Origin of the sequence: Planctomyces sp. SH-PL62, assembly GCF_001610895.1 — a bacterium.
Lineage (GTDB): Bacteria > Planctomycetota > Planctomycetia > Isosphaerales > Isosphaeraceae > Paludisphaera.
The window spans coordinates 1323074-1344862 of the sequence record NZ_CP011273.1 but is presented as its reverse complement, the minus strand read 5'-3'; the positions used below and the strand labels follow the sequence as shown (position 1 = coordinate 1344862).

Annotated in this window: 16 protein-coding genes and 1 pseudogene; 8 read left to right on the top strand and 9 right to left on the bottom strand. The window is 69.2% G+C overall.

Features of this window, described 5'->3' with window-relative positions; genetic code table 11:
• Window positions 1-133: 133 nt before the first annotated feature.
• Together VT85_RS05230 and VT85_RS05225 are read right to left on the bottom strand one after the other, a co-directional pair.
• Complete coding sequence (locus VT85_RS05230; RefSeq protein WP_068421431.1) at window positions 134-2056, bottom strand: exo-alpha-sialidase; 1923 nt, start codon at window positions 2054-2056, stop codon at window positions 134-136.
• Window positions 2057-2142: 86 nt separating this feature from the next.
• Window positions 2143-2652, bottom strand: coding sequence for an FHA domain-containing protein (locus VT85_RS05225; RefSeq protein WP_156512688.1), 510 nt, complete (start codon window positions 2650-2652; stop codon window positions 2143-2145).
• Window positions 2653-2846: 194 nt separating this feature from the next.
• Between VT85_RS05225 and VT85_RS27370 the strand changes: the two genes are divergently transcribed.
• Both VT85_RS27370 and VT85_RS05215 read left to right on the top strand, forming a co-directional pair.
• Complete coding sequence (locus tag VT85_RS27370; RefSeq protein ID WP_156512687.1) at window positions 2847-4508, top strand: hypothetical protein; 1662 nt, start codon at window positions 2847-2849, stop codon at window positions 4506-4508.
• A gap of 457 nt (window positions 4509-4965) precedes the next feature.
• Entirely contained in the window at window positions 4966-5400 is a 435-nt protein-coding gene (locus tag VT85_RS05215; RefSeq protein WP_156512686.1) for a hypothetical protein, read from the top strand.
• A 39-nt stretch (window positions 5401-5439) separates the two neighbouring features.
• On the opposite strand, the gene VT85_RS05210 is transcribed toward VT85_RS05215, so the two are convergent.
• The 6 genes from VT85_RS05210 to VT85_RS05185 form a co-directional block, all read right to left on the bottom strand.
• Entirely contained in the window at window positions 5440-6735 is a 1296-nt protein-coding gene (locus tag VT85_RS05210; protein ID WP_068411547.1) for an ATP-dependent 6-phosphofructokinase, read from the bottom strand.
• Window positions 6736-6845: 110 nt separating this feature from the next.
• Window positions 6846-8474 (bottom strand): bifunctional phosphoribosylaminoimidazolecarboxamide formyltransferase/IMP cyclohydrolase, encoded by a 1629-nt coding sequence (gene purH, locus VT85_RS05205; RefSeq protein WP_068411544.1) that lies wholly within the window; start codon window positions 8472-8474, stop codon window positions 6846-6848.
• 109 nt (window positions 8475-8583) lie between these two features.
• The gene (locus VT85_RS05200) at window positions 8584-9888 is read right to left on the bottom strand and encodes a PQQ-binding-like beta-propeller repeat protein (protein WP_068411541.1); all 1305 of its coding nucleotides are present in this window, start codon (window positions 9886-9888) and stop codon (window positions 8584-8586) included.
• A 211-nt stretch (window positions 9889-10099) separates the two neighbouring features.
• The gene (locus tag VT85_RS05195; protein WP_068411538.1) at window positions 10100-11155 is read right to left on the bottom strand and encodes a hypothetical protein; all 1056 of its coding nucleotides are present in this window, start codon (window positions 11153-11155) and stop codon (window positions 10100-10102) included.
• A 194-nt stretch (window positions 11156-11349) separates the two neighbouring features.
• Window positions 11350-11880 carry a ribosomal protein S18-alanine N-acetyltransferase gene (rimI, locus tag VT85_RS05190; RefSeq protein WP_068421427.1) on the bottom strand — a complete coding sequence of 177 codons (531 nt, stop codon included), beginning with the start codon at window positions 11878-11880 and terminating at the stop codon, window positions 11350-11352.
• Between the two features lie 394 nt (window positions 11881-12274).
• Window positions 12275-13261, bottom strand: a complete 987-nt coding sequence (locus VT85_RS05185) for a DUF1571 domain-containing protein (protein WP_082858373.1) — start codon at window positions 13259-13261, stop codon at window positions 12275-12277.
• Window positions 13262-13623: 362 nt separating this feature from the next.
• Here VT85_RS05185 and VT85_RS05180 point away from each other — a divergent pair, with 362 nt between their 5' ends.
• The 3 genes from VT85_RS05180 to csrA all read left to right on the top strand — a co-directional run bounded on the left by VT85_RS05180 (window position 13624) and on the right by csrA (window position 15454).
• Window positions 13624-14310 carry an MBL fold metallo-hydrolase gene (locus tag VT85_RS05180; RefSeq protein WP_068411531.1) on the top strand — a complete coding sequence of 229 codons (687 nt, stop codon included), beginning with the start codon at window positions 13624-13626 and terminating at the stop codon, window positions 14308-14310.
• Window positions 14307-15017 (top strand): metallophosphoesterase, encoded by a 711-nt coding sequence (locus tag VT85_RS05175; protein ID WP_068411528.1) that lies wholly within the window; start codon window positions 14307-14309, stop codon window positions 15015-15017. Before VT85_RS05180 ends, VT85_RS05175 begins: the two co-directional genes overlap by 4 nt.
• A gap of 251 nt (window positions 15018-15268) precedes the next feature.
• On the top strand, window positions 15269-15454 hold the full coding sequence (gene csrA, locus VT85_RS05170) for a carbon storage regulator CsrA (protein ID WP_068411524.1): 186 nt from the start codon (window positions 15269-15271) through the stop codon (window positions 15452-15454).
• Window positions 15455-15568: 114 nt separating this feature from the next.
• Here the strand turns inward: csrA and VT85_RS05165 are convergent, their stop codons facing one another.
• Entirely contained in the window at window positions 15569-16432 is an 864-nt protein-coding gene (locus VT85_RS05165) for a sugar phosphate isomerase/epimerase family protein (RefSeq protein ID WP_231871507.1), read from the bottom strand.
• A 357-nt stretch (window positions 16433-16789) separates the two neighbouring features.
• On the opposite strand from VT85_RS05165, the gene VT85_RS05160 reads away from it, so the two are divergent.
• From VT85_RS05160 to VT85_RS05150, 3 genes and pseudogenes are all read left to right on the top strand, one after another.
• Complete coding sequence (locus VT85_RS05160; protein ID WP_082858371.1) at window positions 16790-19459, top strand: glycosyl hydrolase; 2670 nt, start codon at window positions 16790-16792, stop codon at window positions 19457-19459.
• 148 nt (window positions 19460-19607) lie between these two features.
• Window positions 19608-20786: pseudogene (gene tet / locus VT85_RS05155) on the top strand (Tet(A)/Tet(B)/Tet(C) family tetracycline efflux MFS transporter); the annotation flags it as partial.
• A gap of 273 nt (window positions 20787-21059) precedes the next feature.
• Complete coding sequence (locus VT85_RS05150) at window positions 21060-21671, top strand: CHRD domain-containing protein (protein WP_197491099.1); 612 nt, start codon at window positions 21060-21062, stop codon at window positions 21669-21671.
• Window positions 21672-21789: the final 118 nt, after the last annotated feature.

The window sequence follows — 21789 nt, the reverse complement described above, 5'->3', positions numbered from 1 at the left end:
GACTCGCCGACCAGGATGGGCGGCCCCGACGCGACGGGAACCGCCACGCCCCCCACAACCGTCCCGCATCCGACCGGACGGCGACCCCCCACTCGGGAGTCGTCGGTCCGGTTTTTTCGTTCGCCCTGCTCCGTCAACGCGCGGCCGGCTCGTAAAACCGCCCGATCGGGATCGAGCGGAACCGCGAAGAAAGCCGCTCCCACGAGTCCGGGCCGATGTAATAGGTCAGCAGCGCCCGACCCCGGTGGAACTCAAGGCTCGTGTAAGCGTAGGTCTCCTTGTCGGAAGGCTCGATCGCGATCGGCCGCGACCACGTCTTCCCCTCGTCGGCCGAGACGGCGGCGCTCAAGGGGGTGCGACGCCCCCCGTGATCCTGCCCCTCGCGGACGGAGTCGTTCCAGACCAGCAGGAGATCCCCGGTCGAGGGGATCCGCCGCAGCGTGGACGGGGCCTCGGGAGCCGCGACGCCCCACGATTTCGCCTCGCTCCAGGTCTCGCCGCCGTCGGCCGACTCGCTGAACGCGATGTGGCCGAGCTGCGTGCGGATGTGCATCAGGAGCCGCCCGTCCCGGAGTTCCAGGACCTCGGGCTCCATGGCGCCCCGCTTCGCGTAGTCGACGGTCGAACCGCTCCGACGCCAGGTCTTCCCGCCGTCGTCGGAGAGGAAGCAGGTGGAGACGAAGTGGCCCCCCTTGTCGACGTCGGCCGTCGAGGCGGCGGGGACGACCAGCCGTCCCGTCGACAGGACCGTCACCCGGTCGTTGTTGACGACGTGATAGCCGGGGACCGTCGTCGTCTGGATCGGCTCGCCGAACGTCGCCCCCTCGTCGTCCGACACGCGCAAGAACGCGTGGAGGTCGGTGAACGAATTCTTCTGGAGGTAGAGGAAACCGATCGGCCCGTCGTGGACGGCCCCCGGAAGGAGCCGTCGGAGGGTCGCCGACATCACGTTGGTCCGCCCCACGTTCTCCTGGACGATCCGCTTCGCTCCCCACGTCCGCCCCTCGTCGGCCGACTCGACCGCGACGATCCGGGCCTTGGCGAAATCGGAGGTGCTGCCGTCGAACTCGGTCGTCGCATAGAGCAGCCGGCCGTCCCGCAGCACCACGACGGAGCCTTCGCTGTAACGCGGATGGGTCGCGTCGGCCGGGAAGACGTCCACGGCGAACTCCCCGTCGGCGTCGGCCGGGATCGGCCTGGCGAGCGACGAAAGCGCCTGGGCCGCGCGGATGCGGACGTCGAGAGTCGGGTCGGCCAGCAGCTTGACGAGAGCTTCCTTCGCCTCGAAGACCCGCGCGTCGGGCGCGAACTCGGCGGCGTAGACCTGGACTTTCGGGTCCGCATGCGTCAGATTCCCGACCAGGGCCATGCGGCCTTCGGGGTCTCCCAGCGCGGCCAGGGCGTGATCGAAATAGGCGCGGGTCAGGGGCTCCTGGAAACGTCCGCGAACGGCCTGAATCGCTGGGACGTCACGCGAGTCGCCGACCCGGGCCAGGATCCAGGCGGCGGTCCGGGCCAGGTTCTCGTCGTCATGCTTCAGGGCGGCGCGGAGGTGGGCGAAGGCTTTGGGATTCCCCCAACGGGCGAGCGCCCCGGCGGCCATGAGCGAGACGGACGAGGGATCGGCGGTCTCCAGCGCCCGCCGCAGCGCGACGCCGTCGCCGATCTCGCCGACCTTGAAGAGGCTCTCGCAGGCGTGTGCGTGGCCGTAAGGATCCGGAGAGGTCAGGATTTCCAGCAGGACCCGGGCCTGGGACAGATCGCCCGCGCGAACCAATTCGCGGGCGAGCCCGCAGCGGCGGCGGGCGTCTGTCTCGGCGGGGAGCCTGGGGGCGAGCGCGGCCCGGACCTCGGAGCCTCGGCCGTCGAGCGAGAGCGCCTCGGCGGCGTGCATGGCCGGCCAGAAATCGTCGGAGGCCAGGCCCTCGCGGAGGATCGCCAGGCACCGGTCGCGAGTCGCGTCGTCCAGTTTGAGGACTTCCGCCGGATCGGCGGTGAGGGGCCGTTGCAGGGTCAGCAGGAGGGCCGTTGCGAGCCAGAAGGTTTTTCGAGCCATGATGTTTCGCTTCCCCGGGCGTGCGTGCGGATCGGGCAGGTCCCGCGATGATAGCAGGATTTCCGACCCGTCGCGCCGGGGGGCGGTCAGTCGAGCTCGATGAGGGAATCGTCGTCGTCGAGTTCGGGTGCGTCGGGCCTGGCGACCTCGTCGTACGAGCTGCTGGGCAGCTGTTCGATCGAGGGGGCCGCGAACGAGCCGAAACGCCGGGCCTGGATCGGGTCGACCTTGTGGAGGGCCTCTCCGGCCCCTCGCAGGTCGGCGGCCTTGCCGGCCCGCTTGCGATAGAGTTCGGAGGGGGACATGGCGTCGTCGGGTCCCAGATAGACCCTCATCTTATAGCCGCCCAGGGCGATTCGGTCGCCGGGGAGGAGGGCGGCCCAGCGGATCCTCTGCCCCTTGACCCTGGTGCCGTTGGTGGTGATCAGGTCGCGGATCACCAGCAGGCCGTCGGTCTTGACCAGAACGGCGTGCCGTTTGGAGAGACTGGGATGGTCGACGACCACATCGGCGAAGTCGCGCCGGCCCACGATGGTCACGTCGCGGGTGATCGGGATCGGTGGGTCGCCGTTGTCGGGGATGAGTTCGGCTTTCATGCGCCCCGGCCCTCGGCTTCATCCTGAGTCGATCACGTATCGTTCCCGAGGAATGGTAGGACCATTCTCCCCTCTTCACAAGGAAAATGCCCACCCCGAAACGTATAATCCTTCAGGAGCGACGAAGATTCGCGGCGTCGACCGGCGAGATCGACCGCGTCGCCGCGTGGGTCGAACGTCGCGGAGGTTTCGTCATGATCCGCATCCAGGAACTCATCCGACATTGTGCGATCCTCGCCGCGCTTCCCGCGGCCCTGAGCCTCGCGTCGGGCCGGGCCCAGGAGCCGACGGCGGCCGCGACCGCGACGCCTCGTGCGGCGGCCGCGGCCGATCTGACGCCCCTGGCCGATGGGCCGTTGCATGAGGCCTTCCTCTCGCCCCGGCGGGATCAGGCGCCTCCCCTGGTGACGAGGTCGCCCCTCCCACCGGTCGTGGAGCGGCCGGCCGTCGAGGCCCCGAACGGCGAGGCTCGTTGGATCGGGGGCTACTGGGATTGGGATTCCAGCCGCGACGATTTCGTCTGGGTGACGGGGACCTGGCGGGTTCCTCCTCCGGGCCGGTTCTGGGTCAACGGCTTCTGGAAGCGGGAGGAGGACGGGTGGCGACGGACTCCCGGCTTCTGGAGCGATCGCGCGACCGACCGATTCGCCTACCGCAAGGAGGGTCCGCCCGCCGACCGTCCGCTCGACGACCCCGGCCCGCCCCCCAAGCCGAACTGCTTCTACATCCCCGGCGATTACGTCCCCGATGGGGATCGACTCGCCTGGCGCAAGGGCTTCTGGGCCGACGCGAAGCTCGGATGGTCGTGGGTCCCGTCGAGCTGGACGAGGCAACCTGAGGGCTGGATTTTCCAGGAGGGCTACTGGGACCGCCCGCTCGAGGACCGCGGCATCCTGTTCGCACCGGCGAGCCTCGCCGGGGAAGCTCGCGAGGGGGACGTCCTGGCCTACCGCCCCTACACGATCGTCTCACCGGCGTTGTACGGGCAGCTTTATGGGGCGTTCGGCCGCTCGACCTCCTGCTACGACGGCTACCCCGGCGTCAGCTACGACGGCTCCGGTCGTTATTTCGCGTACGCCGACTACGGCGCACTGCCCCCGTATTACGGCTATCTCGACTACCCCGCATACGGCTGGCGCGGCAATCCCTACTACGCCTCGCCCTTGTATTACCCCTCTCCCTACTCGGCCGGGCTCCCCGTCGCGCTGGCGAACGGGCTCGGAGTCCCGTATTACGGCTTCGGCGGCTCGTTGCTGCCGATCATGATGGGCTATCCGATCTTCGGGAACCTGGGACTGATCGGGGGGGGATGGGGCTGGGGATACCCCGGCTGGGGGATGGGCGGGTACGGCTGGGGCAATTCCGGATGGAGCGGGATGGCGCTGGGGACCTGGCCCGGCTTCAACTGGGGGACGTTCGGCTGGAGCGGACCGGCGATCGGCGCCTTTCCCGCGTTCGGGATCAATCTCGGGTTCCCGAACTGGACCTCGGGCTGGGGCGGGTTCGGCTGGGGCGGATTCGGCTGGGGCGGGTTCGGCCTGGGCCCGAACTGGGGGGCCTCGGCTGGGGTTTCCCTGGCGGCGCCTGGGGGGGATTCCTCCGCTCTGGGCGGCCCGATGCCCGTTCCCGACCAGCGGTCGACGAGCCCCCCCGCCGCAAAACCTCAACGGCCAGCGCCCCGGGGGGGGGATCGACCGGACTCCCGTCGCCGGGGGGGATCGGCTCGGTTCACGGGGGGGGATGCGTCAGGGACCCGTGGACCTGTCGGCGCGAGGGCTGGGCGGTATGCGTGGCATCGGCGGGGTTCAGCCGCCTCCGTCCACGCGACCGTTCGCTTCGCTCATCGCCCGCGGTGAAGATCGATCGGCGGCCCTCGCGGGCGCGATGAGGACCGGCCCCGGGATCGAGCGGGCCGCGACGTGGAACCACGCCTTTAACGGAGTTGCGCCGAGCGCCACGCCCCGCCGTGAAGCGGCGCGCCCCGCCTTCACCGGCGAGGCCTCGAGAATGGGACGAATGCGCCAGGGAGGCCCGAACGTCCCCGGCGGTGGTCTCGGGGCGAACGCAGGCGCGAATCCGGGCGGTTTCACGCCCCGGATGCGCGGCGGGGGGGCGTCCCCGAGCTTCGCGCCGCAGCTTCACGCGTCGCCCGCCCCCAATCCTGGTGTGGCCGGGCTCGGGTCGAATCCCGAGGGACTCGGCGGGATGCGCGGGATGAGGTCGTCGGGCGTCGCGAACGCTCCCGGCCTCGCGCCGGGCTTCGGCGCGGGCGCCGTCAACGCCGGGGGACCCGCCGGTTTCAATGGAGGAGCGATGCGAGGAGCCGGGACTCCCAACTTCGGCGCCCCCCCAGCGGCCGGCGCGATCAATCCGGGTTTCGGCGGGATGCGCGGCGTGAACGTCGGCGGCGGCGGCAACTCCGCCGGCGGGCTCGGCTCCGGATTCTCCGGCGGGATGCGCGGCCCGGGCGGGGGATTCGGCGGTGGGATGCGTGGCGCGGGCGGATTCGGAGGCGGGGTGGGGACCGGAGGATTCGGAGGGACGCCCTCAGGCGGCGGGTTCGGAGGCATGCGCGGCGGCGGCGGCATGGGAGGCGTGGGCGGATCCGGATTCGGCGGGGGAATGGGCGGTGGGGGGTTCGGCGGCGGCGGGGGCGGCGGCATGGGGGCCGCCGGGGGAGTCAACGTCGGCGGTGGCGGCGGGATGGGCGGCGCCGGGGGGGGCGGTTTCGGCGGACACATGCGCTGAGCCCCCTCGGATTCCGCCGAGGGGCTCAGGGACGAGGCCTCACCAGACGGGCTGGCCCGTCGATCGCATGACGGCGGTCCACAGGTCGCTTGCGACGTCCACATGCTTCCTCTGCGCCACGGCCGTCGCGATCGGGACGTGCACGATCTCGTTATGGATGTAGCCCATCAAGAGGTCGGTCTTGCCGGCCATCGCCGCGTGGACGGCCATGCGGGCCATCTGGTCGCTGAGGATCCTGTCCGACGGGTTTGCGGGGACGGATCGGATGAAATAGCTGGGGTCCAGATACTTCAGGTTCACGTCGATCGAGCGCGACCGGAAGTGGGCGAGGATCTTGTCGCGGAGGAAGAGCCCGACGTCCTGGAGCCGGACGTTCCCCGACGCGTCGCGAGCCTCCAGATCGGCCTGGAGCAGATCCTGGCCGGCGCCTTCCGCCACGACGATGAGGGCGTGGTTCTTGCTGAGGATCCGTCGCTCCAGGGCCGCCAGGAAGCCGTTCTCGCCGTCCAGCTTGAACGGGACCTCGGGGATGAGGACGAAGTTCGCGTCCTGGCTGGCGAGCGCCGCGCCGGCGGCGATGTAGCCGGCGTGCCGGCCCATCAGCTTGACCAGCCCGATCCCGTTCGGGGCGCATCGGGCCTCGACGTGGGCGCCCCGGAGGACTTCCTGGGCCTTCTCGAGCGCGGTGTAATAGCCGAACGAGGTGTAGACGAACTGGATGTCGTTGTCGATCGTCTTGGGGATGCCGACGACGGCCTTCCCGAGGCCCCGCCGGCGAACCTCGTCGGCGATGGCCAGGGCGCCCCGCTGGGTGCCGTCGCCGCCGACGCAAAAGAGGATGTCGATCGATTCCCGGGCCAGCGTGTCGACGATCACGGACGGATCCTGCGGGCCGCGCGACGACCCGAGGACGGTCCCGCCCAGTTCGTGGATGTGATCCACGAAGGCGGGGGTCATCTCCACCAGCGGGCGGCCCATCCTGGGATTCAGGCCCATGAGGCCGTCGCGAACCCCGACGATCCGGGGGACTTCGTAGTTGTAAGCCAACTCCGAGTACACCGAACGGATGACGTTGTTCAACCCCGGCGAGAGGCCGCCGCAGGTCACGACGGCGGCGCAGGTGCGGGCGGGATCGAAGTAGATCTCGCGGCGCGGCCCGGCCTCCTCCAGCGAGAGCGAGGAGGACGGGTCGCCCTGGGGAACGACGTGATGCTCCAGCAGGATGCGGCTGTCGTCGTTGAGGAAGCCGACGTCGCGAAGCCGGATCAAGGGCGAAGGGATGGTGCGGGGCCCGAGCGACGCGATCTCCAGGTCCTGGGGCGTCAGCGTCAGCATGATGATCCTTCCTCGCCAGGTGCGAGAGGGAAGCGAGGCCGAAGGGAACGTCCCGCGGCCTCCTCCCCTCGATGGTCGGGAACGGCCCGCCTCCGGGCGGGCCCGTCCGATCAATGTCGGAAGTGACGACGCCCGGTGAAGATCATGGCCATGCCGTGCTCGTCGCAGGCGTCGACGGTTTCGGCGTCGCGCTTCGAGCCGCCGGGCTGGATGATCGCGGCGATCCCCGCCGCCGCGGCGACGTCCGGGCCGTCGCGGAACGGGAAGAAGGCGTCGGAGGCCAGGACGCCGCCGCGGACGGCCTCGCCCCCCTTCTCCACCGCGATCCGCACCGAGTCCAGGCGGCTCATCTGGCCGGCGCCCACGCCCAGCAGCCGGCCCCCCTTCGCCACCACGATCGCGTTCGACTTGACCATCGCGCAGATCTTCCACGCGAAGTCGAGGTCGCGCAGCTCCTCGGGCGTCGGCGGTCGTTTGGTCTTCACCTCGCCGGCCGTCGGGTCCGCCTGCTGCTCGTCCCAGCCTTGCGCCAGCAGGCCCCCCTCGATCCGTCGCAGGTCCCACCCCGAAGGCGGGGCCGTCGTCGGGCCGATCGGCGCCCCCAGGTCGACGAGCCGGACGCTGTTCTTCCAGGTCGGCTTCGTGGTCAAAAGCGCGATCGCTTCGGGCTCGAAGCCGGGGGCGAGGATCGCCTCCAGGAACCGGCCGGGCTTGCACATCAACTCGGCCGTGGCGAGGTCGACCGGCCGGTTCAGGCCGACGATCCCGCCGAACGCGCTGACGGGGTCTCCTTCATAGGCCGCTTCGAAGGCGGTCGCCGGGTCGTCGGCGATGGCCGCGCCGCAAGGGTTGTTGTGCTTGAGGATGCACGCCGCCGGGCCGTCGAACAACCTGACCAGCCGCAACGCGCTGTCGAGGTCGAGCAGGTTGTTGTACGACGGCTCCTTGCCGTGGAGGATCCGAGCCGTCGCCAGGTTCGGCCCGACAGCGTCGGGGTCGATGTAGAGGGCGGCCTTCTGGTGCGGGTTCTCGCCGTAGCGGAGGGCCTGCCTGAGCGGGAAGTGGAGGTCGAGCGACGGCGGCGGCTCGTCGGCGCCGGCCGTGGCCGTGGCCGTGGCGGCGGTCTCTTGTTTCTCCAGATACGCGGCGATCGCGCGATCGTAGGCCCCGGTCTGGGCGAACGCCTCGCGGGCCAGGCGTTTCCGGGTTTCGATGCGGGTGCCGCCGGACTCGCGGAACTCGGCGAGGAACCTCTCGTACTGGCCGGGGTCGGTCAGGACGGCGACGCCGTCGTGGTTCTTGGCGGCGCCTCGGATCAGGGACGGCCCGCCGATGTCGATGTTCTCGACGGCATGCTCGAACGAGCAGTCCGGGCGGGCGATCGTCGCTTCGAACGGGTAGAGATTGACGACGACGAGGTCGATCGGCTCCATCCCCGCCTCGGCGAGCGTCTCCAGGTGCTCGGGCACGTCGCGGCGGGCGAGGATGCCGCCGTGGATCCGGGGGTGCAGGGTCTTGACCCGGCCGTCGAGGATCTCGGGCTGGCCGGTGTAATCGGCGACCTCGATCACCGGCAAGCCGGCCTGGGCCAGCGCGAACCGGGTCCCTCCGCTCGCGATCAATTCCACGCCCGCGTCGGCGAGGGCCGTCGCCAGCTCGACGAGGCCCTGCTTGTCGGAAACGCTGAGGACCGCGCGACGGATCGTCGCCCACCCCTCCTGAGTCTCAGGTTTGGCCATCTTGTTCTCGGCGCCGGACGGATGATTGAGTATCGACGAAACGACGGGGGGGAGTCCGGCCGACCTCCCGTCCCGTCGTCATTCGTTTCGTTCGCGGACCGGGCCCGCGTCAGGGCAGAGGTTCTTCCGCGGGGGCCTCGGCGTTCGGATCGTCCGGGGCCTCCTGGAACGGGTTGGGGAGTTCCTTGATCCCTTCGGGCGGGACGTGGCCGAACGGCTCCGCCTTCGGGTCCCGCAGGAGCGCCGGGCTGGTCTGACCGATCTCTCGAAGGCAGACGATCACGCCCGACGGCGTCGCCATGTAGAGGCGGTCGTCGAAGCGGGAGGGGAAGCTCAGCTCGAAATCGCGGAGATTCAGCCCGGCCCGCTGGTAGGTCGCGGCGGGATCCTGAAGGAGCTTGCCCGAGGCGCGATCGACGATCATCAGGTCGTTGTCCTGGGAGAACAGGTAGACCTTGGTCGGGCTGGCGCCCAGCAATCGTCCCGAGTCGGTCGAGGTGGTCCAGCGGGGCACGCCGGTCTTGGGGTCGAGGACGCTCAGGCCGCCTGCCTCGTTGATGACGAAGATCTCTTCCCGGGCGACGACGGGCCCCTGCTCGATCGGGGCGCCCGACGGGAAGACCCAGGAGATCTTCGAGGTCAGGACGTCGACGGCGTAGAGGCTCTGGTCGGCCGAGGGGATCAGCAGGGTGCGGGTGCCGTAGCTCGCCATGTCGCGGCCGATCGGACCGCCGGTGACGACCCGGAACAGGGGCGTGGCGTCGCTGGCCATGTCGACGCTGACCTTGCCGTCCGAGCTCCCGATGCACACGAACTGTTCCGCCAACAAGGGGCGGGTCTTGACCTCGCCGCCGGTGGCGAGCTTCCAGGCCAGTTCCGGCTTCTCGCGGAGCTTGTCCGGCCCTTTCTCCTGCTTCTCCCTGAGGTTGTAGCAGTGGATCATACCGGTGGACATGCCGACCAAGACCTGGTCGTCGTTGGCGACCGAGGCGCTGCTGGGGAGCGTATCCAGGTTCTCCCGCCAGATGACCCGACCGGTCTTCCGGTCGAGGGCGGTCATTATGTTTGCGCTGGTCACGAAGACCGCATAGGAATTCTCCGAGGCACCGAGCGCGGCACGCGACGACTCCCCGATCTGGGCGGACCAGAGCGGCCGGCCGGTCTCGGCGTCGTAGACGTGGAGCATCGCCAGGTTCGTCAGGACGACGAGCAGGTCCTTGCCGCGGCCGATCCTGAGGATTCGTTCCGTGCCGGCGATCGGCGCCACATTGATCCACTGACGTTCCAGCCCGAGGCGCGAGAGCGCCGTCCGCGTGGGGACCACGCTGCTGGACAGGGGGGATTGGGCGTGCGCCATCGGCCCTGCCCAGCACAACAGCAAGAGCGCCCAGACCAGAGCGAGTCGGCGGGACATGGTCGGTTCCTTTCAGGGCCCGGTTCAAAGCGCGCGATGGAATTCGATACTCATGCCTAGCCGACGTTTCCGGCGCCGTCAACCGCCGCGAGGCGGGCTTCCCCGCGGCGGATCTCGAATAATCGGTTGATTCTAACTGTTCCGCCGCGCCGGGGTCCAATCGGGTCCTGGTCCCGCCTTCGATTCCTCGATTCCGGCCGCGCCGGGGCGATCAGGGGCGGAGTCGGCCGTTGGCCTCACCATCCGGATTTCCGTCATTCTGTTCCTCGTCGTCGTCGAGGAACCAACTCGGCTCCTCATCCTCGGCGGAAATCGGCTCCAGGTCGTCGACGGGGTCCAGCTCGGGGATGACCGGCGGGGGGGGAGCCGCTCCTCCGAGACACTCGGGACAGGCGTCGGCCAGCCCCGTGTAAGGCTTGCCGCAGCGGGCGCAGAGGCCCGCCCCGCGTCGGAGGGTCGGCAAGGCCGCCCGCAGGCTCGCCCCTTCCTTCGTGTGGCCGAACGTCGCCGACACTCGTTCCACCAGGGTCACGACCTCGATCTGCAGGAGTCCGGAACGGAGGCGACGGTGGACGACGGCCAGGAACCAGCTCGCGAGTTCGGAGTCGAGGTCGCGGCGGGCCGGATCGTCGAGGACCGGCGGCACCCCTTCGTAAAGCTCCAGCACCCGCGCCGGGTCGTTGACCTCGCGAGCGGCCTGAAGCTGCTCGCGCCACCGATCCGCCGCATCCCGGCGGGCTCGCTCCAGCTCCTCGAACAGGGCCGGGCCGCGAGGATCCCCCTCGTGGTCGGCGACGAACGCCCGAGCCCGCTCGTCGGCCGCCTCCCACTCCCCCTCGCGGATCAAATCGCGAACCTCGGCCGCCCGCTCACCCGCGTCCCGGCCCGGCGCGACGGGGACCGGCGCGGCCGAAGGGGCGTCGGGCGGCGTGGGCGGGGGGGCGAACGACGCGACGGCGGGCCCGTGCCGCGATCCTTCACGGCCGTACCCATCGAGCCAGGCGCCCAGCGCGCGAACGGGTGCGGCCAGCAGGAGCCCGGCGAGGGCGTGCGCGACCCCCACATAAGCGGCGCCGACGACGGCCTCGGCGACGGCGGCGGCTTCCGTCCGGCCGATCCCCAGCGAGAGGGCCAGCGCCTGGACCGCGCGGAGGGCGCCCAGCAACACCCCGCCCCGGACGATCCAGGCCGAGGCGTCCTCGAACCACGCGTTCGGGCTCGCGAGCCTCGCGGACTCGGGGTCGGATTGGGTCGGGTCGTTCGTCATGATCCGGCGTCCGAGGGGTCGACGTGGTCGTTGGGGGTCAAGATATTATTGCCCCCCAGGCGGCGTGCGAGCCAGGCGTCTCGGGAAATCGGCCTTTGGGAGCCCCACGAATGAAAGCCGGCGGCGTCGGCCCATGTCGGGCCGACGCCGCCGGCTTCGCTCGTTCGAATTCGCGAGGGTCGAGACGACCTCGATCAGCTCCCGTACTGGCGGGCGATCCGGTTCACCGTCGCGGGGGGGTGGAGGATCGACTCGTCGAGGTGGTAGAGCATGCCGTAGGCGTCCTCGCCCGTGTCGGCGAAGTGCTCGCGGATGACCTCGACGGCCCGGAAGCCCATCGCCTTGTAGAAGTGCTGGGCCGCGACGCACGTCTCGCGGACGAGCAGGGCGATCCGATTCCGGCGCTGGGCCGAGAGCTTGCTCGCCAGCTTGGCGATCATCTGCCGGCCGACGCCCTGGCGGCGGAAGTCGGGATGGGTCGCGAAGTCGAGGACGTGGATGCGATTGCGGTGCAGCTCATAGATCATGAAGCCGACGATCCGCTCGCCCTGCTCGGCCACCATACCAATGCAGTTGCGCTGGCGGAGCACTCGGAGGAATTCCTCCTCGGCCCAGGGATACTCGAAGCTCGCATGCTCGATGGCGAGGACCTCGGGCATGTCGCGACGGATCATCCAACGCACGTGCACCCGGGTCTGCGACGGGGTGGTTGGTATCGTGCTCATCGAGCCTCCTTCCATGGATCGATCGAAGACCTTCGACCGTCCCGGCCCTGGAACGGCCTGCGGTTTGCGCAACATTAGACCAACGGCGGCGATTCGGAGAAGTGCAAGAAGGGGGACGCCTGAACGATGTCGTGAAGAGATGAATCCAGCGATCGACCCGCTCGCCATCCTTGAAGCGGGCGGATTCTAGCGGACGGTCCCACTCCTGCCAAGGTCGCTTGACCGGGCCTGGAGGGCCCCGTCGAAAGGCCGAGGGGCCGCGATTCCGCCGGCCGCCGTGATGGTGTATCGGCTCCGGCGACAGGGATCATGAGGATCGAGCTGGAGGCTCCCGGGGATTCCCCCCGGGAGCCCGCCAAGATTAACAAAGCTTGACGCGGCCGACGGTCCGGGCTCAGAAGCGCCCGAAGGAGTAGAGTTGATTCGTCGCGTCGAAGTCGTCGTCGTGGAGGCCGACGTTGAGCTTCACGCCGTCGTAGACGTACTCTTCGAGCATCTCCGGGGCGTCGCCGGGCCCGGCGGGCCAATCGTAGGCCTCGTAGCGGACCGGGAGGCCGAGCTCCGCGTGGATGAAGAGCCGGACCTTGTGATACATGAACTCCGGCTTCTTCTCGGGATGGATGGCCTCGATCAGGAGGCAGGGCGCGGAGCCGAGACGGATCTTGGAGTCGAACATCACCACCGACTCCTCATCGTCCAGCTCGGCCTGCCAGCGGTCGAGGACGGTCTCGATGAGCTTGCCGATCCCGGCCTTGGTGATGGGGTGTCGACAATTCTCCATGGCGCGGGCGCCGAGCGGATCGAGCTTCATCGTGCCGGCGAGGAGCTTGGTGAAGCCGACGTCGTGGGCCAGGACTCGGTTGTTGTTGCGGCCCTGGACGTAGATCGCCTCGCGGCCCTTGTTCGGCTGGTGGAAGCGGAAGTAGATGCTGTAGGGGTCGTTCCGCATCTTCATGGTCATGACGTGCATGGGGGTGAGCACGTCGTCCACCCGTTCACGCTTGTAGAACGTGCAGGTGTAATCCTTCACGCTCGCGAACCGCTCGCGGCACTCCAGCATGACGCGGACCGCGCGGGCGCTCGGGCTGGCCGTCACCAGGGTGAGCGCGTCGGCCTTGGCGGGGCCCTTCGAGGAGAGGTCGGGGCTGGCCGCCGCCGGCCCGATCGGGGCGGCCGAGGCGTCCTTGAGGGCGATGCGGCGTTCCGAGCCGGCCGTCGGCGCGTCGGCCGTCCTGGAGTTCGCGTCGCCCTCTTTCGGGGCGTCCGCCGCCATCGCCATCGCCAGGATCAGGGATGAGGCGGCCGTGCGTTTGACGAGCGACCCGGCCAAGACGCGCCGCGCACCTGCTCCCGTCAGCGCTCCGGATCGAGCTTGACGCATGTTTCCGCATCCCCCGTCTTCATGGATTCCGAATCGACCGCTCGAAGTCGGGGAAGAGTTGCGGGGCCTGCGAAAGGTGCTGCGCGAGGCGCACGACCGATCGGCGACCCGGGCCTCCGCCCCGCCATCTCCTCCGACCCGCCTCCGTCGGCCGCCGCGCAACGCAACGACAACGGATTATAGCACGCAAATATCAGGCCTCGGCCGCGACTCGCCTTTTCTTCGGATTCGCGATATGGTGGTCTCTCGGTCGCCGAGCCGGCCCGCGAGACCATCATCGGCGAACCGGACGCGCCGCATCAAGGGCAACGCGCGAACAAAGTTGGAAATGATTGTCCGAGACACAGGGGAGAGCGGCCGCCATGGCGGAATTCACCATCGACGTCGTGGAATCGGCGCCCTACGCCCAGATGGCCTACGTGCTCTGGCGGCCCGACCGCTCTGACGCCATCGTCGTCGATCCGGGGTTCGACGCCGAGACGATCCTCGAACTCCTGGAGCATGACGGCAAGACCCTGGCCGCGATCCTCAACACGCACGGCCACGTGGATCATATCGCCGGCAACGCGGCCCTGAAGGCGGCCCATCCCCAGGCCCCCCTGATCATCGGCCGGGGCGATTCCCCCCTGCTCGCCGACGGGGCGAGGAACCTCAGCCTCTCCTACGGCCAGCCGGTCCTCAGCCCCCCCGCCGACCGCCTGGTCGACGACGGCGATCGGCTCGAATTCGCCGGCTTCTCGCTCCTGGTCCGGGAGATCCCCGGCCACAGCCCCGGCTCCGTGGTCTACATCCTTGACGCCGAGGAGCCCCCCGCCGTCCTGGGCGGGGACGTCCTCTTCGCCGGCTCGATCGGGCGCACCGATTTCGGCGGCGATCCCAGCCGCGATTTCGAGGTGCTCATGTCCGGCATCGTCGCCAAGCTGATGACGCTGGCCGAGGAGACCCTGATCTACCCCGGCCACGGCGGCGTCACCACGATCGGGGCGGAGCGGCAGTCGAATCCGTTCGTTCGCGACTACCTCGCCCGGACGAGCCGGCGCGACGCATGAACGCCTGGGCCATCTCGGACCTCCACCTGTCGCTCGCCCGGCCCGACCGCCGCGATCGCTTCGCCGATCGATGGCGCGACCACGTCGCCAAGCTCGAGGCCGGCTGGCGCGACGCCGTCCGGCCCGGCGACCTCGTGCTCCTCCCCGGCGACCTCTCGATGGCGAGGAACCACCGCGAACTCCAGCCCGACCTGCACTGGCTGGAATCGATGCCGGGCCGCAAGGTCCTCGCCCCCGGCAATCACGACGCCTGGTGGAACAAGCTCGCCAAGGTCCGCCCCATGATGCGGGCCTCGCTCCGGGCCGTGGAAGCGACCGCCGAGGACCTCGGGGACGCGATCGTCGCCGGGGCGCGATCGATGGCCGTCCCTCGCGTCGACGACCCCGACGCCCCCGTCGACGACAAGGCCGTCGCCCGCGCCCTCCAGGGGCTCGAGACCGCCCTCCAGGCCGCCTCGGCGCTCCGCAAAAGCCCCGAACAGCCCCTGATCCTGCTCTGGCATTTTCCGCCCTTCGACGCCTACGGCCGCCCCGGCCCGTGGGTCGAACGCTTCGAGCATTTCCAGGTCACCACCTGCCTTTACGGACATCTCCACCAGGAGAGCCAGTGGGCCGGCGCCGTCCAGGGCCGGCACGGGAACGTCCGGTATCAATGCGTCGCCGCCGACGCCGTCGGATTCCGCCCCATCCGCGTCGTCGGCGTCTAAGTGACTACCCGGGTTCCCGTTTTTACAAAGGTCCCACGGAAGGAGTGCCGAGGTTGACAGTCCCAACCCTCTCGACACCCTGACGAAATGCGTCTTGAATTTTTTTCTAACTCCTTTCCCGACGATGACTTAACCAACCATCAGACACCCAGCCCCGAGGCTTCGGCACGCCACGTGCTCTAAGTGATGGGCGAAACCGACCCAATCGGGTCCGCCACTCACACGAGCACGATGACATCAGGGAGAGTGCCATGCTGGTTCTGAGCAGGAAGCTGGGCGAGAAGATCGTGATCGGCGACAACATCGTGGTGACGGTCGTCAAGATCGACCGCAATCAGATCCGCATCGGGATCGAAGCGCCCCACGACATCCCCGTCTACCGCGAAGAGATCGCCCCGCAGCGGACGAATCACCAGATGGAAGAAGCCGGCGTCTAAAGCCCGACCCGCAGTCGACGGTCATTCTTCAAGCAATCGATCCGACGTCCTCGAGATTGCAAACCCCACGTTGCCGGGGTTCCCCCGGCTTCACCTTGCGGCCGAGGTTCGCGATCAGCTTGAGGCTCCCGATGCCGGCCAGACACGACGCAGCGCCTCGCGCGTCAATCGCGCTCGCTCCTGCGCGTCATCTGATCGGAAAGAGCGACTCTGCGCCAACGGTTCCGCCGTGACCGGGCCGTCGTAGCCCCCCTCCGCCAGCCGCGTCAGCAGTTTACGACACAATTCCCCGCCCGATTCGCCGGGTAGTAGACGTTCCACGTCGCGCATCGTCGTGCGATCCGGATTCGCCGGATCGGCCAGATGCACCCAGCCGACAGCCTCGACGCCCCAGGCCAGCGCGGCCTCCGCCTCCTCGCCGGCCGCGTAGAGATGGTAGGCGTCCGCGAGCACGCCCACGTTCGAGTAGGCACGCCCGAGGTCTGCATATCGGCGCAAGAGATCGCGGTACGTCGAGACGAGCGGGACCCCCTCCCCCGTCCGCTCCGAGCGCGAGCCGATCACTTCAAGGCCGAGCCGGCCGCCGTGCTCGCCGAGGATCCGCGCGATCCGGCCGAGGCGCTCCACCTGCCACGCCGTCGTCTCTGCGACGACTCGATCGCGAGCCTCGCGGGAGCCCAGGGTCTCGGGGGCGACCGGCTCGGATTCGAAGCGCACCCAGGTTCCCGTTCGGAACAGCCCTAACTGCGCCGCAACCTCTGCGCATCGGGGCAGTCGCGCCAGATCGGACTCGAACGACGCCTCGTCGTTCTTCCAGTTCATCGGCAGCGTCCACCCGCCCCCTCGCAGCCCGAGGTCGTCCATCCGTCGCTTCAGCTCGCCCGGATCCCTCCCGGCGTCGATCACGTCGCGGACCAGAAGGTCGACCCCCTGGAAACCGGTTGCAGCGGCCGTCGCGATGGACGCCTCGGCCGTCATCACCAGGCCCACCGCCCTCGCATTCCAGCAAGCATACAAGGCGACCCCTCCCATCACTTGCGGCCGATCCTTCGGAAAAAGCGATCGCGTCGGGCCTGTCGGGCCGGATGCGATCCCGCCGCTCCGGCATCCCCTTGGCGCGAGCTTCGGAAAGTCGGAGAATCTTAGGGCCTGCGGGACGCCGCACGGCTGAGCCGGTGGACCAATTCCCTTCCGCTGCGCTCTTATCCTAATCACGCCTGCAAGATGCGCCCACTGGCGAGATGAGGCAACCCGGTCATGGTCGCGACGTGGATCGAATCGGCGGCGAAGGGACGCAACGCGGGTCCGATCCGTGCGGGCATGTGGTCGGCGGCAGTGATCGGAACGCATCCGATCGAGGATGATCAGCGCGTCTGGCTGGAGATCTACGCCGACGACCTCTACCTGGGCCTGGCCCCGACGTTCTGGATCGAGAACAAGGGCGGGAACAGCTACTGGCATGCGCCGATCCCGCCGCAGGCCGTCGGGGTCCGCCTCCACTATCGTTCCGTCGCCGAGCGTCCCGGGGCGGAGACGGCCTACAGCGTTTATCAAGATTCCATCGTCCGGCCCAATCTTCCCGATCGGACGGAAGTCGCCGACCTGCTCTCGCCCGCGCCGGAGGGCCTGGTAGGGAACCGGCGCATGGCGGTACGGGTGGATGCCCGTGGTTCGACCTACGACATCTATTTCCCGACCGTCGGGCTGCACTCGAACGTCAGGCCGAAGGAGGGGGACCTTCCCCAGAGCCGGTCGCACTTCCGGGCGATCGTGGGCGGGCTGGCGGTCGGCCGTCGCCTCGACTGGTTCACGGAACGGTCGGCCTGGGACGCCTTCCAGAATTACTCGGGCGCCACCAACCTGCTGACGACCGACCTCTCCTGGCGAAACGGGCCGATCCGGGTCCTGATCACCGATTTCGTGGCGATGGGAGAGAGCCTGCCGCGAAACGCGGGGATGGAGCCGTCGGCCGGGCAGTACATCAAGCGATTCCGGCTCAAGAACGAGGGGGACGTGCCGAGGCAGGCGATCTTCGGCGTCTACGTCCAGGCGGAGATCAACGGCGGCGTGGGAGACACCGGGCTCAGCTGGCACGACCAGGACCGCACCCTGCTCGCCATCAACCGGGGCCACGGCCACTCGAATCGCAAGCTGGCCCGCGACTCGACGATCGAGTTCGCGCTGGCGCTCGACCCGAGGGGGGACGTGGACTGCGAGCCCACCGGCCCCAACGAGGCCATTCTCTATCGCTGGATCGACCTCGCGCCAGGTGAATCGGTGACGATCGACCTGCTGGTCAGCGGCGCGTTCACCGGCTGGCGGGGCGACCAGGGGACCTTCCTGCACTGGCTGCGCCCGGCCCTGAACTGGTTCCGTTCGACCGACCTCGATGCGGTCGAGCAGAGCACGGCCCAGGAGTGGGACGAGTTCGTCGAGCCGATCCCGACCCTGCACCTTCCCCGCGCCGCGTACGCCGTAAGCCTGCGGCGATCGGCGCTCGCGGCGGCGCTGCACGCGGACCTGGACACCGGCGCGGTGGCCGCCGGGCTGGACCGGGGCCTTTCCGCCTATTGCTGGCCGCGCGACGCCCTCTGGGTCGGCGGCGCGCTGGCCCGACTGGGCCAACCGGAGATCCTCCGTGGCGCCCTGGCCTGGCTTGATCGCACGCGGGCCAAGAACAGCCCGTTCCTGTACTGGTTCCAGAAGTACTCGATCGACGGCGTCCCCGAATGGGAGACCCCGGCGGTCGACCAGACGGCGATGATCCCCTGGAGCCTGGAGCGGTACTACCTGGCCACCGGCGACCTGGATTTCGTCGCCGGCGTCTGGCCGATGGTCGAACAGGCGGCCAGGGTCTGCGGCGGCGACTCCGGGGGCCATCCCGGACTTTCCTTCGACGAGGATCTGCATCTCGTCAGTTCCGCGGGCATGGGAGACCAGCTTTACGGGCGGTTCCTGTACTCGAACGCGACGGTCGTCGCCGGCCTCCACGCGGCGGCCCGGCTGGCCCGTCGCGTGAACCAGGACGATTCGGCCGTGCGCTGGAACGCGCTGGCCCACCGGATCTGGCACGAAGGGATCATGAAGGAGGTCGCCACCGAGCGCGAGGGGCTCCCCGGCCTGATCGACACCGAGACCGGACGGTTCCTGAGCGGGCGCCGGATCTCGATGCTCCGGGGTCTCTGGACCCGGGACCCCGCCTTCGTGGCCGACCGCTCGGCCACGATCGACGTCAACGCCCTGGCCCTGGCCTGCCCCTTCGGATTGCTCCCCGCCACCAACCCGCACCTACTCAAGACGGCCGAGACGATCCTCAGAGCCAACACGCCCCTGAGCGGCGACCCCAACGTCCTCGCCCGGATGGCCTATCCGCCGGTCCCCCGGTCCCGGACGGGGCACGTCGGCGAGCATCCGGAGGTCTCCAGCCTGGCGACCTTCTGGATGATCCGCTACCTGCTGGAACTGGGAAGGGCCTCGGGGCAGGGTCGCCACTGGACGCGGGCGGTCTCCATGATCGACGCCCTCGTAGGTCGCCTCGGCCCCCTGGGCCTGCTCCTCCGCCCCGGCGCCCGAGGGCAGGAATCGGCCCGGATCGCCACGACTCCGGGGGGGATCGCCTGGGGGCTCCACGCCATGATGATCGAGACGATGCTCGACCTGGCGGGGCTCGAATACGACGCCGTCGAGCGGCGGCTCCAGGTCCGACCGATCCTGGCCGGATCGTGGCCCCAGACGGGAGTCTCGCGCCAGTTCGCCTGCGGCGACGTCACCTATCGCCTGGAACGCCCGCTCGGGGGCGCCGTGCATCGGCTCACCTTCGAGGGCCAGCTCGACGTGCCGATCACGCTCGATCTGGCCGTGACGTGCCCCGGACTGACGGATCTCGGTCCGTGGCAAGCCACGCCGCCGTCGGCCCCCCCGGAGTTCGACATCAAATCCGGCCGTCTCAGGTGGACGCTCCCCCTGGAGGCCGGCGAGCATCGCTGCTCATGGACCTGGGGCTGAGCCTTCAGCCCCGAGCCGCCTCGACCGTCCCCCTTGTCGCGAACCTCGACCCGCCTCCGACTGTCCATGCGGAGCCGTGCAGACCATCCCGCGCCTCGGCGGCGAGGCGGTTCCCTTCTGAGACGAACGCTTGATCGCAAAAGGCTCGTTGAATCGCCCGCTTCTGGTCATCCTCGTCACGGTGATGCTCGACGCGGTGGGGATGGGCCTGGTCCTCCCGGTCCTCCCCAAACTGCTGCGCGAGGTTTCGCACCAGCCGAACGTCGCCGGACACTTCGGCTATTTCCTATCCGTCTACGCGCTGATGCAGTTCGTCTTCTCGCCGATCCTGGGGGCGCTCAGCGATCGGTTCGGGAGGCGGCCGGTGCTCCTGGTCTCGCTCGCCGGGGCGGCGGTCGACTACACGCTCATGGCCGTCGCCCCGACGCTCGGGCTGCTCTACGTCGGCCGCGTGATCGCCGGGATCACCGGGGCGAACATGGCCGTCGCCACCGCGTATCTGGCCGACATCTCGACCGAGGAGGATCGGGCCGGACGCTACGGCTTGCTGAACGCCAGCTTCGGCGTGGGTTTCGTCGTCGGCCCAATGCTCGGCGGCCTGGTCGGGGCGTACTCCTCCCGGTATCCCTTCCTGGCGGCGGCCCTGTTCAACGGCCTGAATTTCCTGCTGGGCTACTTCGTCCTGCCCGAATCGCACCTGGCCGAGCGGAAGTCGTTCACGCTGCCGCACCTGAACCCGTTCCGCTCGCTGCGCTGGGTCTTCGGCCTGCGCGGCGTCCTCCCGTTCGTGCTGGTGTACACGATCATCTGCTGCGTCGCCCAGGTGCCGTCGACGATCTGGGTGATCTACGGCGAGGATCGATTCGGCTGGGACACGCGCACGGTCGGGCTCAGTTTCGCCTTCTTCGGGATCCTGTTCGCGGCCGCGCAGGCGTTCCTCACCGGGAGACTCTCCGCGCTCTGGGGCGAGCGCGGGGCGCTGCTGGTGGCGCTCCTCGCCGACAACGCCGGATTCCTGATGATGGGCTTCGCGACTCGGGGCTGGATGCCGTTCGCGATCTGCATCCTCCTGGCCGTCGGCGGCATCGCCATGCCCGCCCTCCAGGCGTTGCTCTCCAAGGAAGTCGGGGAGGATCAGCAAGGCGAACTCCAGGGGACCCTGGTCGCGCTCATGAGCCTGGCCACGATCGCCGGGCCGGTCCTCGTCACGACCCTCTACGATTCTTCTCGCGACACGTTCCCGGGCCTCGTCTGGATCTGCGGCTCGGTCGTCTACCTGGCCTGCTTCCCGATCTTCTGGTACGGGCGGTCACGCCGGACCGGCGACCACCTTGGGGCCCCGACGAGGGCCCTCGAAGATCCGGCCGGGTCCGGGGAGCGTCCGTCGCTCCTGGCCGCGAATCGGCCAGGAGACTCGCCGGAGGTTGATGCCTGAATTCGTCGCCCCATGGGGTCGAGGCGCGCAAGGCGCACGAAATTCAACGCTTTCGATTTTTCTGGTGGCGTCGCCCCCGCCTATCGGTTCTAAAGGCGTCCGTGGTTTCGTTATGAAATCCTTTTATCGAACATATCGAGACCTACATCACCCGAAAGGACGCCCATGAGGATCGTGTTGAAACTGTGCGTGCTCGCAATGGCGACCGCCTCTCTGGCCGCACCGACGGCGGAAGCCGGCACCATCTACCTCACGAGCCTGGACGGGGCGAGGGAGGAACCGCCCAACGCCTCTCCCGGCACCGGTTTCGCCTGGCTCGATCTCGACACGACGGCTCATACGCTCCACATTCGGTTTCAATTCAGCGGCCTCCTGGGGACGACCACGGCCGCGCACATCCACGCTCCGACGGCCGCCCCCTTCTCCGGCACGGCCGGCGTCGCGACCCAGACGCCGACTTTCGTCGGCTTCCCCCTCGGCGTCACGAGCGGGTCGTACGACCGAACGTTCAACACCGCGCTCGACTCCACCTGGAATGCGCCCTACCTCGCGGCCAACGGCGGCACGGCGCTCGGGGCCGAAGCCGCGCTGGCCCAGGCCCTGGCCGAGGGCAAGGCTTATCTCAACATCCACTCGACCTTCAGGCCCGGCGGCGAGATCCGCGGGTTCTTCCAGCCCGTGCCCGAGCCGTCGTCCGTGATCATGGCCGCCAGCGCCGGGAGCGTCGGTCTCGGGGCCGTCCTCCGCGGCCGAAGGCGAGAGCGGGCGGCCTGCTGAAAGTGGGATGACCGACGTCGACCGCACTGGGAGCCGCAGGGGCCGGTTGTCGCGAGAACCTCGACGGCGTGTCCGAAGATTCGGCCGCCCGGACCGAATAACCGATAGCCCTCGCATC